The organism is Bradyrhizobium sp. Y36, assembly GCF_002531575.1.
Classification (GTDB): domain Bacteria; phylum Pseudomonadota; class Alphaproteobacteria; order Rhizobiales; family Xanthobacteraceae; genus Bradyrhizobium.
Genome location: NZ_NWTI01000034.1, coordinates 1 through 16210 on the forward strand (window position 1 = coordinate 1; position 16210 = coordinate 16210).

The following is a 16210-nucleotide window of genomic DNA, read 5'->3' on the forward strand; positions in this document are numbered from 1 at the left end:
CGCCGAATTGACCGTGAAGCCTGTTGCGGCCGTTGCTCCGAACGTGACCGCGCTCGCGCCGGAAAGGTTCGTGCCGGTGATGACCACGGTCGTGCCGCCGGTCTGCGGGCCCTGGGTCGGAGAGACCGAGGTCACCGTCGGCGGGCTGACATAAGTGTACTGGTCGGCGGCCGAAGTCGCAGACGTCACGCCATTGTTGGTGACGGTGACGTCGACGGTACCGGCGGCCCCAGCCGGCGCGACGGCCGTGATCTGCGTCGCGGAGTTGACGATGTAGCTGGTGGCATTGGTGGCGCCGAACTTGACGCCGCCGGCCCCGGTTGTCCCGGTCAAATTCGCGCCGGTGATGACGACGTTGTTGCCGCCCGCGGTCGGTCCCGCGGTCGGAGAGACAGCCGTTACCGTTGGCGTTGGAAGGTTGACGGTGATCGTAAAGGACGTGTCAGTCAGTTGGGGATTGAAATTGCACTGGTTGGCCACGGTGCAGGCGCTTGCGTACCAGATCACAATCGTGTCGGTTCCCCCGCCCGATTGCGAGTTGAGCGTGATGTCGTACTCGGGAAACGACGTAAAACCGCCATCCGGCACGGGAACGAGCGTGTAGGTTCCCTTGCTCGTCGTGTAACTCAGATTGGTAGGGGTGAGGCCTCCCGCCGTCATCGGATAGTTGTTGAAGGCATCAACGTTGGGATTGCTGCCGTTCGATGAGCCGTAAAGACCCCACGCCACGGAATTGTTGGTGACACAAAGACCGACGGTGTTGCCGCCGCCGGTGCCGTTGATCGTGATCGTTGCAGCGTTTGTCGAGCCGGTCGTGACATTGCACGCCGCATTCGCTGCCGCGATCATACCAATCATCAAGACGGCCGCGAGGCCGATGCTTTGAACCGCGCGCCAAAGGGTCCGCGATATGCGCCGATGCCCGGTCCGGCTGTTGTACGCCAAGCCCGCCCATTCCCGGGCTATTTCTGGCACGGCCACAGCAGAAGCGTGACTCACCGGCCCCCCTTGCGGCAGCTCTCGACACAAGAGCTTTCCCGCTGAAATCCCTGATTGTGCAATTGATCGCGTAAATTCTTGCGTGCATTTAGGGGCTGATGCCGGAAACAATGCAAGCGCATGCAGGGCTGAACGCCCCGAAACCTCATCCAGGGGGACTACTTTCCAGCGAACAGTGGCATTGCGGCAACAAATGCGTGCTTCGGCAATGATCGCCGGGAATGTCGATTTATGGTTGTGCTCCTGCTTGACTGTCAACGCAGCCTGGTGAACAATCTCAGCGAGTGCGGTTCTATAAATTCATTTTTTAATTTAGGCATTGCCGTCGTCGTTCGCATGGTCACGCGACAGATCACTTGATTTTTGGGGGAGGGGTTATGCCGTACGAACCTGTTCTGGGGCAGATCATGCCTTTCGCCGGCGCAACGATCCCGAGGAATTGGGCGCTCTGCAACGGAGCGCTGCTCGCGATCCAGCCCAATCAGGCCTTGTTCTCTTTGCTCGGCACCTATTATGGCGGCAACGGCGTGACGACGTTTGCGCTCCCCGATCTGCGCGGCCGCGCCATTCTCGGTTCGAGCGGCAGCTCCGGCACCTATCCGGCCGGCGCGCTCGGCGGATCGGTGTCGGTCAACATGACCGCGCTCCAGCTGCCGCAGCACAATCACCTCATTCAGGCGACCGCTGCGAACGGCCAGGGACGCGGTGCACCGCCCGACAACAACATTTTTGCGACGAGCACAGCGCCGGCCGGGAAGAATATCTTCCTGACCGCAGGCAGTGCCGAGACCCCGCTGGCGACCGGCACGAATTTGGTGAACGAGGGCAGCGGCCAACCGCACAACAACATGCAGCCCTATCTCGTCATCAACTATTTGATCGCGATGCAGGGCACCTACCCCTCGCGAAACTAGCAACTCCCCGGATCGGGTCTCCACCGACCAGATCAAATTTCAACGCTTCGAACCAATCGCGCGTCTTGTCCATCGGCACAATCAGGCTGGCGTGCACAGAGAGAGGGGAGTTTTGCGATGGCAGATCCGTTTATCGGCGAGATACGTCTGTTCGGCTTTACGCGAGTCCCGGATGGCTGGCTGGCCTGCAGCGGACAGTCGCTGGCGATCTCACAATACGACGTCCTTTATGCGGTCATCGGCACGACCTATGGCGGCGACGGAGTGCAGACCTTCAATCTCCCCGATCTGCGCGGTCGCGTTCCGATCGGCCAGGGCACCGGACAGGGCCTCCCTACCTATGCGCTTGGCCAAATGGCGGGAGAGGAAGATCATACGCTGATCGAAGCGGAGATGCCGGTGCACAGCCATTCGCTGATGTCGTCCACGGCCACCGCCGACACGGCAACACCGGGACCGGCCGTGCACCTGGCAACGGCTTCAACCGGCAATCTTTACGCGCCGGTCATGAATGCCGCGCCCTACGCGACGATGGCTCCTTGCGTCACCACGGCAGGCAAGAACATCGGACACAACAACATGATGCCGACCGTCGTCGCCAACTACTGCATCTGCTTCAACGGCATTTTTCCGTCACCGGGCTAGGCCGCCCGGGTACTGGGCTCGTCTCAAGGAAAGCAACATGTCAACTCCCTACGTCGGCGAAATTCAGGCGTTCCCGTTTGCCTTCGCGGTTGGCGGCTTCAACAATGCCTGGCTACCGTGCTTCGGACAGCTTGTCGCCGTTCAAGCCTTCACGCCGTTGTTTGCGCTGATCGGCACCAATTACGGTGGCAACGGCACGACCAACTTCGCTTTGCCCAATCTCAACGGCGCGGTGACGATCAGTCAGGGTAACGGGCCGGGATTGCAGCCGCGCGTCGTCGGCGAGTCCATCGGCAGCTCCCAGGTCAGCCTGATCGGCGACAACATGGCGATGCACACGCACGCGCTGCAACTGGGCAGCAACACTGCGCAAAATGCCGCGCCCGGTCCCGGGACGGGAATGAACATGGTCGCGCTCAATCCGGTGTTCAACGGCTTCGTGGATCCGCCCGGCAATCTCACCTTTTCGCCCAACGCGGTCACGTTCACCGGGCAGAGCCTGCCTCACGACAACATGCAGCCGACCCAGGCCCTGATCATGTGCATTGCCTATGCGGGTATCTTTCCGAGCTTTCCATAGCGCCCACGCATGATCGACGGCGGCGCGCCGCTCGACATTGTCCCTGGCGATCCGGATTTGCGCCTGCGGTCAGCCGATCCCGGTGATGAGCCGTTCACGCGGCAGCTGTTCCGCGAGGTCCGGAGCAGGCAATTCATAGCCGCAGGACTGTCCGGGCCGATCCTCGAGCAGGTTCTCGAACAACAATTCCGCGGCCAGACGAACGGCTATGCCGTGCAGTTTCCAAACGCGATCTCGTTGATCGTCACACGAGACGGGGGCGCGATCGGTCGTCTGCTGCTTCATTGCGCAAGCGAGCACTGGCACATCATCGACATCGCGCTGCTGCCAGCCGCTTGCGGTCGCGGCGCCGGCGCGAAGATCCTCGACGCTCTCGAAGCGAGCGCTCGGCAGCACAGTGTCGGTGCGCTGACGCTCACGGTGCTCGCGACCAATGTGAGGGCGCGCCGGTTTTACCTGCGGCACGGATTTGTCGAGCGGGGGGCTGCGGGCGCCGCGTACATTGCGATGAGAAAGGATATCGGCTAGCGCGCCGAGGCTTGGCGGAGGAACTGCACCAGCGCAGCGTTGACCTCGTCGGGCCGTTCCTGCTGTACCCAATGGCCGGCGCCCTCGAGGATCAGCTTTTGCTTCAGGTTGGGCAGGACGCGCTCGAGCTCGTTGACGCGCTTGGCGCCGATCAGGCCGGTGATGACGGCGTCCCTGGAGCCGGCAATGAACAAAGAGGGCTGGCGGATCTGTGCGTCCTGCCAGGGCGCCGTCAGCTCCCAATTGCGGTCGATGTTGCGGTACCAGTTCAGCCCGCCGCTAAAACCGGACTTGCGGAAGCTCTCGGTGAAATAGGCCAGATCCGCCTCGCTGAGCCAGCCGGGCAGCGGCTCCTCGATGGTGCCGTGGCTGAGAAAGCCCTGGCCCTCCTGCACGAACATGGCGGCAGTGGGATCGGCGAGTCCGCGTCCCCCGAGCACGATGCGCATGGTGCGGGCGGTATCGCGCTCGAGCTCGGCCTCGGCGACCCCGGGGGCCTGGAAATACTGCCAGTAGAAGTTGGTGACGCCGCCCTGACGCAAGAGGTCGAGCGGCCGGCCGCGCCCGCGGAACGGCGGCGGCACGCTCAGCCCCGCGACCGCCGTGAAGATGTCCGGCCGGAACAGCGCCGCGTGCCAGGCGACCGGCGCGCCCCAATCGTGCCCGACCACCATCGCCCTGGTCTCGCCGAGCGCCTGCACCAGGCCAACCACGTCGCCGACCGTGTCGAAGATCGTATAGGCATTCACGTCGGGCGGCGCCGAGCTCTGACCATAGCCGCGCATGTCGGGGGCGACGACGCGAAATCCGGCCCCGGCGAGGGCGGGAATCTGGTGGCGCCAGGAATAGGACAGCTCCGGCCAGCCGTGGCAAAGCACCACCAGGGGCCCGTGGCCGGCTTCGCGGATGAAGAGATCGATGCCGTTGGCCTTGATCACGCGGGTGGAGGACATCGCTTTTCCGCCTTGTTTCAGGGGTTTGGTCGGGAAACATAAGGTGCCACGATAGGGGCGCGGCGAGAATCGTGCAATCTCTGGGCAGGCTTCCAACCCCCGCGTTGTTCGCACCGATTCCAGCTGTTAGAACGCTGCTCTCAGGGCTTGACCATGGCATGTCGTCTTCCTTCGCTACGTCGCACCCGGTTCACCGCCGGAGCGCTGGCGCGCGGCCTCGTCGCGACGATCTTGGTGGTGGGCATCGGCTGGAGCGGGGCACTTTGGGCCGCCAACCAGAGCGTCCAGGGCGCGAAGAAAACGGAGGATTCCGGCTTCGACGGCGATGCCCCGACCGCCATCCTGATCGAAGCCTCCAGCGGCAGCGTGCTGTTCGAGAAGAACGCCGACGAGCTGCGTGCGCCCTCGAGCATGATGAAGCTGATGACGGCGGAGGTCGTGTTCAACGCCATCAAGAAGGGCGACATCAAGCTGACCGACGAGTACCGGATCAGCGAGAACGCCTGGCGCCGCGGCGGCGCGCCCTCGGGCGGCTCGACCATGTTCGCGGCCATCAACAGCAAAGTCTCGGTCGACGACCTCCTGCACGGCGCGATCATCCAGAGCGGCAACGACGCCTGCATCGCGCTTGCCGAGGCCATGGCCGGCAACGAGAAGATCTTTGCGGTCGACTTCATGACCAAGCGCGCCCGCGAGCTCGGCATGACCAAATCGACCTTCGGCAATTCCAACGGGCTGCCCGACCCCGGCAACAAGATGACCGTGCGCGAGCTCGGAATCCTCGCCCGGCACATCATCCTGGACTTCCCGGAGTTCTACAAACTGTTCGGCGAGAAGGAATACACCTGGAACAAGATCCGCCAGCCCAACCGCAATCCGCTGCTGAATTCGATGGAGGGCGCCGACGGCCTCAAGACCGGGTACACCAAGGAGGGCGGCTACGGCATGGTCGGCTCGGCCGTGCAGAACGGCACGCGCCTGATTGTCGTCGTCAACGGCCTGGAAGACCCCGAGGATCGCGCCACGGAAGCCAAGAAGATGCTGGAATGGGGTTTTCGCAATTTCGAGACCCGCACGCTGATCGCGGCCGACCAGCCCGTCGGCTACGCCAAGGTATTCGGCGGCGAGAGCCGCTCGGTGAAGCTCGTCGCCAAGACCCCGGTGAAGGTGATGGTGCACAAGAACGGCAGCGACAAGCTGATCGCGCGCGTCGTCTATAGCGGCCCGGTGCGGGCGCCGGTCGAGGCCGGCCAGCGCGTCGGTGTGGTCAGGGTCTGGCGCAGCGGCAACATCGCGGTGGAGACGCCGGTCTATGCAGCCGAAGCGATCGGCACCGGCTCGACCGTGCGCCGCGCGATCGACGGCGCCAGCGAGCTGGTGATCGGCATGTTCCGCGCAGGCGCCGAGAAGCTCTGATCATGAGTGAGAGCGCGGGACAGCGGCCGTCCGGACGCGGACGCTTCATCACCTTTGAAGGCGGTGAGGGCACCGGCAAATCGACCCAGATCAAGAAGCTCGCCGACCGTCTCAAGGCGGCAAAGCTGCGCATCCGCGTCACGCGCGAGCCGGGCGGCTCGCCGGGCGCGGAGATCATGCGTCATCTGGTGCTGTCGGGCATGGGCAGGCTGCTCGGCCCCGAGGCGGAGACGCTGCTGTTTGCCGCCGCGCGCGATGATCATGTCCGCACAGTGATCCTGCCCGCGCTCAACCAGGGCACCTGGGTTTTGTGCGACCGCTTCGCCGATTCCACGCGGGCCTATCAGGGCAGCCTCGGCCGCGTCCCGGCCGGGCTGATCAACGCCATGCAGCGGGTCACGATCGGCGATCTCAAGCCGGATCTCACCATCATCCTCGATTTGCCGGTCGAGATCGGCCTGCAGCGCGCCGCCGCGCGCCGCGGCAGCGGCACGCCCGACCGGTTCGAGAGCGAGCAGCTCAGTTTCCACCAGGGTCTGCGCGAGGCCTATCGCAAGATCGCTGCGGACGAACCGGCACGCTGCGTGCTGATCGACGCCAATTCGGACCCCGACACGGTCGCAGGCCGCATCTGGACGGCGCTGCGCGATCGCCTGCTTCCGACGCCGGCCTCGGTGGTGTCCGCATGAGCCCGCGTCAGACCGAGCGCGACAGCGCCATTCCGCATCCGCGCGAGACCAGCCATCTGTTCGGCCATCGCGAGGCCGAGGCGGCGCTGCTGACGGCCTATCGCAGCGGGCGGATTCCGCATGCCTGGCTGATCGGCGGGGCCCAGGGGATCGGCAAGGCGACGCTGGCCTATCGCATGGCGCGCTTCGTGCTCGCCCATGGCCAGCCGCTGGCGCAAGCCGTGCAGCGCGCCGAGGATCTCGCGATCGATCCCGACCATCCGGTGGCGCGGCAGGTCGCGGCGAGCTCGCATGGTGGCTTGCTCACGCTGGAGCGTACCGCCAACGACCGCGGCGTGATGCGCACCGTGATCACGGTGGACGAGACGCGCGAGACGATCGGCTTCTTCGGCTCGACCGCGGCGGCCGAGGGCTGGCGCGTCTGCATCGTCGACACCGTGGACGAGCTCAACCCGAATGCGGCCAATGCGCTCCTGAAGATCCTGGAGGAACCGCCGCAGCAATCGCTGTTCCTGCTGGTCAGCCACGCGCCCGCGCGCGTGCTCGCCACCATCCAGTCGCGCTGCCGCAAGCTGCGCCTGCGCCCGCTCGCCACGGATGACGTAGTCGCGGCAGCGGCGACGGCCGCCGAGCTCGATCCGAACGATCCTGCGCTGCGCGAGGCGGCGGAGGCCTCGGAGGGGAGCGTTGCGCGGGCGCTGACGCTGCTCGGCGGCGACGCGCTGAAACTTCAGCAGCGCACGGCGGCGCTGCTTGCGCGCCTGCCGCAGGTCGATCCGCGCGAGCTGCACACGCTCGGGGATTCGCTCGGCACCAGCGACCGCGTCGCGCTCGCCGCTTTCATCGACGGCATCGATCGCTGGATCGCGGAACGGCTGCATGCGGACGAGGCCAATGCCAACCAGAACCTGCCGCGCCTTGCGCGCTTGAGCGAGGTATGGGAAAAGATCGTCCGCGCCGCGCGTGACACCGAAACCTACAATCTGGAGCGCAAGCCCTTGGTTTTCTCGGTGTTCGGCTGGCTTGCGGACGCAACGCGCTAAAGCATGATCCGGAAAAGGTGCGCAGCGGTTTTCCGAAGGGGTCATGCGCAAAACAACGACCTGACGCAGGTTCGTTTCCAAATTTTGAGAAGCCGATAAGGGAATTCGTCGTGGCAGCGCGAGCTAAGAAGACCGCTAAGGGCAAGAAGAAGTCCGTCAAGAAAGCGCCGAAGAAGGCTGCCAGGAAGGCTGTGACGGCGCGTGCGCGCAAGACCGCCAAGAAGGCCGCGAAGTCGAAGAAGGCTGCCGCCAGGAAGGGCGTGAAGAAGAGCGCAGCAAAGGCGGCAAAGAAGGCCGGCAAGACAGCTGCGAAGAAGCAGGTCGCTGCCAAGAAGGTGGTGAAGAAGGCTGTCAAGAAACCTGCCACGAAGCCAGCCAAAGCTCCGGCAAAGAAGGCGGCCAAGACGGCGAATGTCGCTGCATCTGCCGTGGCCGCGGCACCGCCGCCTGTCGCCACGCCGCCGAAGACCGTGACGCCCAAGCTGTCGAAGCCCAAGGTGTCGAAGCCGCCGCAGGCACCTAAGCCCGTCGCAGCCCCGCAAGCCGTCGCGCCCGTCGTCGCCCCCGCGCGCGACAACGTCTTCTACATCACGACCGCGATCGCCTATCCCAACGGCAGCCCGCATATCGGCCACGCCTATGAGGCGATCGCCACCGACGTACTGGCGCGCTTCGCACGGCTCGACGGCAAGGACGTTTTCTTCCTGACCGGCACCGACGAGCACGGTCAAAAGATGGTTCAGACGGCGGCCGGCGAAGGCATGACCGCAGCAGCCCTCGCAACCCGCAATGCCGGCCGCTTCAAGCAGATGGACGAGCGCCTGAACGTGTCGTTCGATCGCTTCATCCGCACCACCGAGGAGCAGCACCATCGCTCCAGCCAGGAGATCTGGCGGCGCATGGAAGCGAACGGCGACATCTATGCCGACACCTATGCGGGCTGGTACTCGGTCCGTGACGAGGCCTATTACGCCGAGGACGAGACACGCCTGAACGACGACGGCGTGCGCCTGGGTCCGCAGGGCACGCCGGTCGAATGGGTCGAGGAGAAGAGCTACTTCTTCCGCCTCTCGGCGTACCAGGACAGGTTGCTCAAGCTCTACGCGGATCAGCCTGATTTCATCGGGCCGGATTCCCGCAAGAACGAGGTGGTGAGCTTCGTCAAGGGCGGTCTGCGCGACCTCTCGATCTCGCGCACGACGTTCGACTGGGGCGTCAAGGTGCCTGGCGACGAAGATCACGTGATGTATGTCTGGGTCGACGCGCTGACCAACTACATCACCGGCGTCGGCTTCCCCGACGAGAGCGACAAGAACTGGCGCTACTGGCCGGCCGATGTGCATATCATCGGCAAGGACATCATCCGTTTCCACGCGGTGTATTGGCCGGCATTCCTGCTGTCGGCCGGCATCCCGCTGCCGAAGCGGGTCTATGCCCACGGCTTCCTGTTCAGCAGGGGCGAGAAGATGTCGAAGTCGGTCGGCAACGTCGTCGATCCCTTCAACCTCGCCGACCAGTACGGCGTCGACCAGGTGCGCTATTTCTTCCTGCGCGAGGTACCGTTCGGCCAGGACGGCAACTACAATCACGAGGCCATCGTCGCGCGCATCAACGCCGACCTCGCCAACGATCTCGGCAATCTGGCGCAGCGTTCGCTGTCGATGATCGCAAAACAGCTCGGCGGAGTGCTGCCCGAGCCCGGCGAGTTCAGCGACAACGACAAGGCGATCCTGGCGATGGCCGACGGCATGGTGGCCGCATCGCGCGAGGCCATGGCAACGCAGCAGATCCATCACTGGCTCAACGCCGTGTGGGCGGTGGTTGCGGAGGCCAACCGCTATTTCGCCGGCGAGGCGCCGTGGGCGCTCGCCAAGACCGATCCGGCCCGGCAGAAGACGGTGCTCTATGTCACCGCCGAAGTCGTGCGCCAGATCGCGATCCTGGCCCAGCCCGCGATGCCGGCCGCTTCGGGCAAGCTGCTCGACAGCCTCGGTGTCCCCGAAGCCGAGCGCACCTTCGCCATGCTCGGCGGGGCCAAGCGGATCGCGCCGGGCTCGACGCTGCCCGCGCCGACGCCGGCTTTCCCGCGCTATGTCGAGCCGGCAGCCTGAGGCGTTGGATTGATGTTGGTCGACAGCCACTGCCATCTGGATTTTCCGGACTTTGCGGAAGATCTCGACGGGATCGTGTCGCGTGCGCGTGCGGCTGGAATTGGCCGTATGGTCACGATCTCGACGCGGGTCCGGCGACTGAACGGCTTGCTTGCGATCGCCGAACGCTATGACGATGTATATTGCTCAGTCGGCACCCATCCGCACCACGCGGATGAGGAGGACGGCATTTCGCCGGACGAGCTGATCGCGCTGTCGCAGCACCCCAAGGTCGTCGCGCTCGGCGAGGCCGGGCTTGACTATTTCTACGACAACGGCTCGCCGGAAGCTCAGGCGAGGGGCTTTCGCGCCCACATCGCCGCCGCTCGCGCCACCGGCCTGCCGCTGGTGATCCACACCCGCGAAGCTGACGAGGACTGCGCCCGCATCCTGGAAGACGAGGTGGCCAAGGGATCGTTTCGCGCCGTGCTGCATTGTTACACGGGCGGGCGCGAGCTGGCGCTGAAGGCGGTGTCGCTCGGGCTCTATGTCGGTTTCACGGGCATCCTGACGTTCAAGAAGTCCGAGGCCTTGCGCGCGCTCGCGGCCGAATTGCCGTCCGATCGTATCCTGGTCGAAACGGACTCGCCCTATCTTGCGCCGGGCAAGTTCCGCGGCAAGCGCAACGAACCGGCCTATGTGGTCGAGGTCGCAAAGGTGCTGGCCGAGACGCGTGGCGTGTCGCTCGACGAGATCTCGCGCCAGACCAGCGAAAACTTCTTCCGCCTGTTCTCGAAGGTGAAAGCTTGAAATCGGGAGCCGCATGACGCTGACGCTGACGATCCTGGGCTGCGGCTCCTCCGCCGGCGTGCCGCGCCCGGCGCTCGGCTGGGGCGCCTGCGATCCCAGCAATCCCAAGAATCGCCGTCGCCGCTGCTCGCTGCTGGTGGAGCGGACCTCCGAGCACGGCACCACGCGCATCGTGATCGACACCTCGCCGGACCTGCGCGAGCAATTGCTCGCGACCAATGTCGACCACATCGACGCGGTGTTCCTGACCCATGAGCACGCCGACCAGACCCACGGCATGGATGATCTGCGCTCGGTCGTGATGCATATGCGCCGCCGTATCCCGACCTATTTGAACCAGTCGACGGCCAAGGATATCCTGTCGCGGTTCTCCTACTGCTTCCTCTCGCCGGAAGGCAGCGACTACCCGCCGATCCTGACGCGGCATTCGATCGAGGCGGGCGAGAGCCAGACCATCCTGGGGAAGGGCGGCGCGGTGACGATGACGGCTTTCCTGGTGCAGCACGGCGCCATTCCCGCGCTCGGCTACCGTATTGGGGACGCTGCCTACACGCCCGACCTCAACGACATCCCGCGCGAGAGCTGGGGCGCACTGGAAAACCTCGACCTCTGGATCGTCGACGGCCTGCGCTACACCAACCATGTCAGCCATTTCAGCATCAACGACGCGCTGTCCTGGATCGAGCGGTTCAAGCCGAAGCGCGCCGTCATCACCAACATGACCGCCGATGTCGACTACGAGGTTCTCCGGCAATCGCTGCCCGCGGGCGTCGTTCCCGCCTTTGACGGGCTGCGCCTGGAAACGCATTGAACCCGCGGTAGAAATCCGCCGCGGGCAGGCATACTCCTTGCTTGCATGGGCTGCATCGTGTTGATCTAACGTCTGAAAGACAGGCGGTTGGCCAGGGGCGATAGTGAGGCAGGACCGGCGAGCGAACCGTGATCGCCGGATCGGCTTCAATCGCCTCGTGTGATGATGGGGTTGGTGTGGCAGGGGACGACGTAACGACTGGGGGACCGGTGCGCCGCGCGCTGGATCTCCTTTATCTCGGGGCAGGCTACGCCGCCGGCGTCTTCATGGTTGCGATCTTTGCAATCATGATGATCATGTCGGTGGGGCGCCAGTTTGCGATCAACATTCCCGCCGGTGACGATTTCGCGTCCTGGTGCATGGCCGCGATGGCGTTCCTCGGCCTTGCGCACACTTTCAAGCGCGGAGAGATGATCCGCGTCGGCCTGCTGCTGGAACGCCTGCACGGGCGGACCAAGCAGGTTGCCGAGATCGTCGCGCTCGGCGTCGCGACCGCCTTCATTCTCTATTTCACCCGCCATGCCGTGCAGATGACCTACGATTCCTGGCGCTTCAACGACGTGGCGCAGGGTGTCGTCGCGCTTCCGCTCTGGATTCCACAGCTTGGTTTTGTGGGTGGTCTTGGGATCCTTTCGATCGCGATGATCGACGAGATGGTCAATGTCATCGGCGGCAACCGGCCGAGCTATGAGAAGGGCTCGCCGGAGGAGACGCCGGAGGAATTCGTCGAACGCATCTCGCAGGGCGGAGGCGGTTGACATGGCCAATCTCGGCATGATCGAGCTCTCCTTCATCCTGCTCGGCGTCATGATCGTGCTGCTCGGCAGCGGGATCTGGATCGCGGTCTCGCTCGGCCTCGTCGGCTTCGTGGCGATGGCGCTGACGACGAGCCTGCCGCTCGGCTCGGTGCTCGCAACCACCACCTGGAGCGCAAGCTCCTCCTGGACGCTGGCTGCATTGCCGCTGTTCATCTGGATGGGTGAAATCCTCTTCCGCACCAAATTGTCCGAAGAGATGTTCCGCGGATTGTCGCCCTGGGTTCAGTGGCTGCCGGGGCGGCTGACGCATGTCAACGTGATCGGTTGCGGCATCTTCGCGGCCGTGTCGGGCTCTTCGGCCGCGACCTGTGCGACGATCGGCAAGATCGCGCTGCCCGAACTCGACAAGCGTGGTTACGACAAGGGCTTGAGCCTGGGCTCGCTCGCGGGCTCGGGGACCCTCGGTCTCCTGATCCCGCCCTCGATTCCCATGGTGGTCTACGCGGTCACGGCGAATGTCTCCGTGCTGCAGGTGTTCCTCGGCGGCTTCCTGCCGGGCCTGCTCGTGATGGTGCTCTATTCGGGCTACATCATCATCTGGTCGCTGCTGAACCCCAGCAAGATTCCGCCGCGCGATCCGCCGATGCCGTTCCGCCGGAAGCTGCAGGAGTCCGCCAAGCTCGTACCGTGCCTGCTGCTGATCCTCGCGGTTTTCCTCTCGCTCGTGCTCGGCTTTGCGACCGCAACCGAATGCGCGGCCTGGGGCGTCAGCGGCGCACTGCTGCTCGCCTGGTGGAGCGGCACGCTCACGCGCAAGAATTTCCTCGAAAGCATCATGAGCGCAACGCGCCTGACCTGCATGATCATGCTGATCCTGGCGGGCGCGGCCTACACCACGGCGGCGATGGCCTATACCGGTATCCCTGCGGCGCTTGCCACCTGGGTGCAGGGGCAGCAGCTCACGCCCGGCATGCTCGCGCTGTATCTGAGCATCATGTACATCATCTTGGGGTGCCTGATCGACGGCATCTCGATGATCGTGCTGACCGCGGTCATCGTGCTGCCGATGGTCAAGCAGGCCGGGCTCGACCTGGTTTGGTTCGGCGTCTATCTCATCATCCATGTCGAGATGGCGCAGATCACCCCGCCGGTCGGCTTCAACCTGTTCGTGCTGCAGAACATGAGCGGGCGCGATACGTTCACCGTCGCGCGGGCCGCGTTTCCCTTCTTCGTCCTGCTGCTCGTCGCGGTGTTCATCATCACGGAGTATCCGCAGATCGTGATGGTCCTGCCCAAGCTCGCTTTCCCAGATTGAGCGTACTTAGAATGACAGTGAGGAGAAGTCCGATGATGTCTCGTTTATTTTGCGCATTCCTGACCGCCGGCGTGGTGGCGGCTGCGACGCCCGCTCTGGCGCAAACCAAATGGAATCTGCCGGCCGGGTATCCTGCTGACAACCCGCACTCCGAAAACCTGGTCGCCTTCGCCAAGGACGTCGAAGCTGCGACATCCGGAAAACTCCAGATCACGGTCCACCCCGGCGCCTCGCTGTTCAAGGCACCCGACATCAAGCGCGCGGTGATGACCGGGCAGGCGCAGATGGGCGAGGTGCTGCTCTCGATCCACGAAAACGAGGACGCGCTGTTCGGCGTCGACGTCGTGCCGTTCCTGGCGACCAGCTTCCCGGACGCGATGAAGCTGTATCAGGCGTCCAAGCCCGCGATCGCCAAGAAGCTCGACGCGCAGGGCCTCAAGCTGCTGTTCGTCGTGCCGTGGGCGCCGCAGGGCGTCTATGTCAACAAGCCGCTCGCCTCGATCGACGACATGAAGGGCCTGAAGTGGCGGGCTTATAACGTCGGGACCGCGCGCATCGGCGAGCTGGTCGGCGCGCAGTCGGTCACGATCCAGGCTGCAGAATTGCCGCAGGCGCTTGCGACCGGCGTCGTGAACTCCTTCATGTCGTCGGGCGGCACGGGCTACGACGCCAAGGCCTGGGAGTCGCTCAAGTATTTCTACGACGTGCAGGCCTGGATTCCCAAGGACTACACCTTCGTCAACAAGGCCGCGTTCGAGGCGCTCGACAAGCCGACCCAGGAGGCCATCCTCAAGGCCGCCGCGACGGCGGAAACCCGCGGCTGGAAGGCCTGGCAGGACAAGAGCACCTGGTACATCGACCAGCTCAAGGCCAAAGGCATGACCGTCGAGCCGCCGAGCCCGGCGCTCAAGGCCGGCTTCCAGAAGATCGGCGAACAGCTCACCGCCGATTGGCTCAAGAAGGCCGGGGCGGACGGCCAGGCGATCGTCGACGCCTACAAGAAGATGTAAGGACGGGCCGCCTTTCACCCGGCTCCTTCCGCGGGCGGAAGTTGGTCCCTCGATTGCGAGGCGGGGTCACCACGCATAACGCAGCGTGGCCCTGCCGGTGCAGGAGCGCACCAGCTCCGAGACCTCGCTGTCGAAATTGGCCGTGGCGGACCAGCCATTGAGGTCGCGCAGCTCGATCGCAACGCCTGCCAGCGCCGCATTGGGCGCCAATGCCGCGTTGCCTGCGACAAGTCCCTGACCCGGCAGGGCCTGGAACGCCGCCGGAATCGGCTGCCCCGCACTGAAATCATGCGCCCAGGCGAGCCGTCCGCGCAGACCCATCACACCGCCGAACAGCGCAACGGACGTGCTCATGCGCAGGCCGAGCTCGGTGCGGCTGTCGGTGAAGCTGGTGCTGGCGGGCGCCGCCGCAAACCTGTCGGCGATCGAGGCCGGCTGTGCCGCATTGGAGGGCAGGTGGAAGCTGGTGATCTGCGCGGCCGCATAGGGCGTGATGCCGAGCCAGCGCGTGGCCGCGCGATAACCGCCCTCGAGGCGGCCGGAATAGGCGTTGGCGTTGACCACTGCGTTGAGCGGGTCCGTGCCCGCCGGCGTGACCTGATAGTCGCCGGTGATGGCCTGCCAGCCATAGGCGAGCCCAGTCGTGACATAGGCCGATCCGACCGAGTGCCTGACGAAGCCGCCGGCCTGGAACAGGTCGGAGCGGCCGCTCGAGACATTGCTGGCAAAGCCGGTGTTGCCGCCGGCGAGAGCAAAGCCGATGCGTGTCTGCGGCGAGAGAGAATAATCGGCCCCGGCCACGGTGCCGAAACTCCGGCTGGCCGATCCGTTGCCGCCGCTCGACATCTGCGAACCGCCAAAGCCGGCCGCCCAGACGCTCCAATGTGGTGCCGCCGGCGAGGGCTTGCCGTAGATCGCCCCATAGGCCTCGCGTCCGATGCCGCCATGCGTCCGGTCGTTGCCGATATCGGCGTAGGCCGTGAGTTCTGCGTCGATCTCGGCGGGCCCAACGCCGCGCCCGTCGATAGCGGGGTCGAGCAGGGTCTGCGTGAACTGCCTCATCGCAAGAAACGTCGCCTGTGCCGTCTCGGCCTGCGGGATGCGGTCGCCGCCGAAGGCCTGCTGCATACCGAAGCGGGCCGCGCCGGCAAAGCCGGGCGGCTCGCCATTCCAGCCATAGGCCGCCTGCATGCCGCCGCCGCCGCCATTGCCGAACGATGCGCCCGGAATGGGTGCCGGCGAGCCGCCGTAGGGGCCTGCGAGAGTGTTGAAGCCCGGGGCGGTCGGACCTCCAGGTCCAAATCCCTGCGCGCCGGCAAACGCGCCGAACTCGCGCGCCGTCTGTGCCGCGGCAGGCCCGGGCCGCAGCAGGCCGGCCGCCAATAGCAGCAGCGCCAGACGCACCCGCACGTCCGTGCTCACGACACCAACCGCATGAAGCGCCCCAACCGCGCCGGTCGCCAGCCGCGCAGCCCGCGCGGCTAAATGATCTGGAAGCAGCGAATCCGGTGAGGTGGAATCGTAAATGCGTCTCTAACGTTTTCCAATCTTTTCCTGACGTGTCGCGATGTCGTCGAAGGCGCGCAAACGATGTCGGGCGATGCGATGCATGTCGCAAACGCGCAGTCTATGTTTCCGAATGTGTCTGC

Annotated in this window: 16 protein-coding genes; 13 read left to right on the plus strand and 3 right to left on the minus strand. The window is 64.9% G+C overall.

The window, feature by feature from the left end:
• Positions 1–945: IPT/TIG domain-containing protein (locus tag CO669_RS33645; protein WP_245444633.1), on the minus strand; the 945-nt coding region annotated here is incomplete at its 3' end.
• A gap of 431 nt (positions 946–1376) precedes the next feature.
• Between CO669_RS33645 and CO669_RS33650 the strand changes: the two genes are divergently transcribed.
• The 4 genes from CO669_RS33650 to CO669_RS33665 all read left to right on the plus strand — a co-directional run bounded on the left by CO669_RS33650 (position 1377) and on the right by CO669_RS33665 (position 3666).
• Complete coding sequence (locus CO669_RS33650; RefSeq protein WP_097666796.1) at positions 1377–1913, plus strand: phage tail protein; 537 nt, start codon at positions 1377–1379, stop codon at positions 1911–1913.
• Between the two features lie 117 nt (positions 1914–2030).
• Positions 2031–2558 (plus strand): phage tail protein, encoded by a 528-nt coding sequence (locus CO669_RS33655; RefSeq protein ID WP_097666798.1) that lies wholly within the window; start codon positions 2031–2033, stop codon positions 2556–2558.
• A gap of 37 nt (positions 2559–2595) precedes the next feature.
• Positions 2596–3138 (plus strand): phage tail protein, encoded by a 543-nt coding sequence (locus CO669_RS33660; RefSeq protein ID WP_097666800.1) that lies wholly within the window; start codon positions 2596–2598, stop codon positions 3136–3138.
• A gap of 9 nt (positions 3139–3147) precedes the next feature.
• Positions 3148–3666, plus strand: a complete 519-nt coding sequence (locus CO669_RS33665; protein ID WP_245444635.1) for a GNAT family N-acetyltransferase — start codon at positions 3148–3150, stop codon at positions 3664–3666.
• Here CO669_RS33665 and CO669_RS33670 read toward each other — a convergent pair.
• Entirely contained in the window at positions 3663–4619 is a 957-nt protein-coding gene (locus CO669_RS33670) for an alpha/beta fold hydrolase (RefSeq protein ID WP_097666802.1), read from the minus strand. The two genes, CO669_RS33665 and CO669_RS33670, sit on opposite strands and share 4 nt — an antisense overlap.
• Before the next feature lie 153 nt (positions 4620–4772).
• Here CO669_RS33670 and CO669_RS33675 point away from each other — a divergent pair, with 153 nt between their 5' ends.
• From CO669_RS33675 to CO669_RS33715, 9 genes are all read left to right on the plus strand, one after another.
• Entirely contained in the window at positions 4773–6035 is a 1263-nt protein-coding gene (locus CO669_RS33675) for a D-alanyl-D-alanine carboxypeptidase family protein (RefSeq protein WP_097666804.1), read from the plus strand.
• A gap of 2 nt (positions 6036–6037) precedes the next feature.
• Positions 6038–6724: a dTMP kinase gene (gene tmk / locus CO669_RS33680; protein ID WP_097666806.1), complete on the plus strand. Its 687-nt coding sequence runs from the start codon at positions 6038–6040 to the stop codon at positions 6722–6724.
• The gene (locus CO669_RS33685) at positions 6721–7767 is read left to right on the plus strand and encodes a DNA polymerase III subunit delta' (RefSeq protein ID WP_097666808.1); all 1047 of its coding nucleotides are present in this window, start codon (positions 6721–6723) and stop codon (positions 7765–7767) included. Before tmk ends, CO669_RS33685 begins: the two co-directional genes overlap by 4 nt.
• 110 nt (positions 7768–7877) lie before the next feature.
• Positions 7878–9878: a methionine--tRNA ligase gene (gene metG, locus CO669_RS33690; protein WP_097666810.1), complete on the plus strand. Its 2001-nt coding sequence runs from the start codon at positions 7878–7880 to the stop codon at positions 9876–9878.
• Positions 9879–9890: 12 nt separating this feature from the next.
• Positions 9891–10667, plus strand: coding sequence for a TatD family hydrolase (locus CO669_RS33695; RefSeq protein WP_097666812.1), 777 nt, complete (start codon positions 9891–9893; stop codon positions 10665–10667).
• 13 nt (positions 10668–10680) lie between these two features.
• Complete coding sequence (locus CO669_RS33700) at positions 10681–11478, plus strand: MBL fold metallo-hydrolase (RefSeq protein ID WP_097666814.1); 798 nt, start codon at positions 10681–10683, stop codon at positions 11476–11478.
• 209 nt (positions 11479–11687) lie between these two features.
• Positions 11688–12236 (plus strand): TRAP transporter small permease, encoded by a 549-nt coding sequence (locus tag CO669_RS33705; RefSeq protein WP_198964398.1) that lies wholly within the window; start codon positions 11688–11690, stop codon positions 12234–12236.
• A gap of 1 nt (position 12237) precedes the next feature.
• On the plus strand, positions 12238–13551 hold the full coding sequence (locus CO669_RS33710) for a TRAP transporter large permease (RefSeq protein WP_097666816.1): 1314 nt from the start codon (positions 12238–12240) through the stop codon (positions 13549–13551).
• Positions 13552–13583: 32 nt separating this feature from the next.
• Entirely contained in the window at positions 13584–14561 is a 978-nt protein-coding gene (locus tag CO669_RS33715) for a TRAP transporter substrate-binding protein (protein ID WP_097666818.1), read from the plus strand.
• A gap of 66 nt (positions 14562–14627) precedes the next feature.
• On the opposite strand, the gene CO669_RS33720 is transcribed toward CO669_RS33715, so the two are convergent.
• Positions 14628–15983 carry an autotransporter outer membrane beta-barrel domain-containing protein gene (locus CO669_RS33720; protein WP_097666820.1) on the minus strand — a complete coding sequence of 452 codons (1356 nt, stop codon included), beginning with the start codon at positions 15981–15983 and terminating at the stop codon, positions 14628–14630.
• Positions 15984–16210 lie beyond the last annotated feature (227 nt).

Coding starts and splice junctions, on each gene's coding strand:
- CO669_RS33685 (WP_097666808.1), top strand. CDS start 6,721: ATGAGCCCGCGTCAGACCGAGCGCGACAGCGCCATTCCGCATCCGCGC.
- CO669_RS33715 (WP_097666818.1), top strand. CDS start 13,584: ATGATGTCTCGTTTATTTTGCGCATTCCTGACCGCCGGCGTGGTGGCG.
- CO669_RS33660 (WP_097666800.1), top strand. CDS start 2,596: ATGTCAACTCCCTACGTCGGCGAAATTCAGGCGTTCCCGTTTGCCTTC.
- CO669_RS33700 (WP_097666814.1), top strand. CDS start 10,681: ATGACGCTGACGCTGACGATCCTGGGCTGCGGCTCCTCCGCCGGCGTG.
- CO669_RS33695 (WP_097666812.1), top strand. CDS start 9,891: ATGTTGGTCGACAGCCACTGCCATCTGGATTTTCCGGACTTTGCGGAA.
- CO669_RS33650 (WP_097666796.1), top strand. CDS start 1,377: ATGCCGTACGAACCTGTTCTGGGGCAGATCATGCCTTTCGCCGGCGCA.
- tmk (WP_097666806.1), top strand. CDS start 6,038: ATGAGTGAGAGCGCGGGACAGCGGCCGTCCGGACGCGGACGCTTCATC.
- CO669_RS33670 (WP_097666802.1), bottom strand. CDS start 4,619: ATGTCCTCCACCCGCGTGATCAAGGCCAACGGCATCGATCTCTTCATC.
- CO669_RS33655 (WP_097666798.1), top strand. CDS start 2,031: ATGGCAGATCCGTTTATCGGCGAGATACGTCTGTTCGGCTTTACGCGA.
- CO669_RS33710 (WP_097666816.1), top strand. CDS start 12,238: ATGGCCAATCTCGGCATGATCGAGCTCTCCTTCATCCTGCTCGGCGTC.
- CO669_RS33665 (WP_245444635.1), top strand. CDS start 3,148: ATGATCGACGGCGGCGCGCCGCTCGACATTGTCCCTGGCGATCCGGAT.
- CO669_RS33675 (WP_097666804.1), top strand. CDS start 4,773: ATGGCATGTCGTCTTCCTTCGCTACGTCGCACCCGGTTCACCGCCGGA.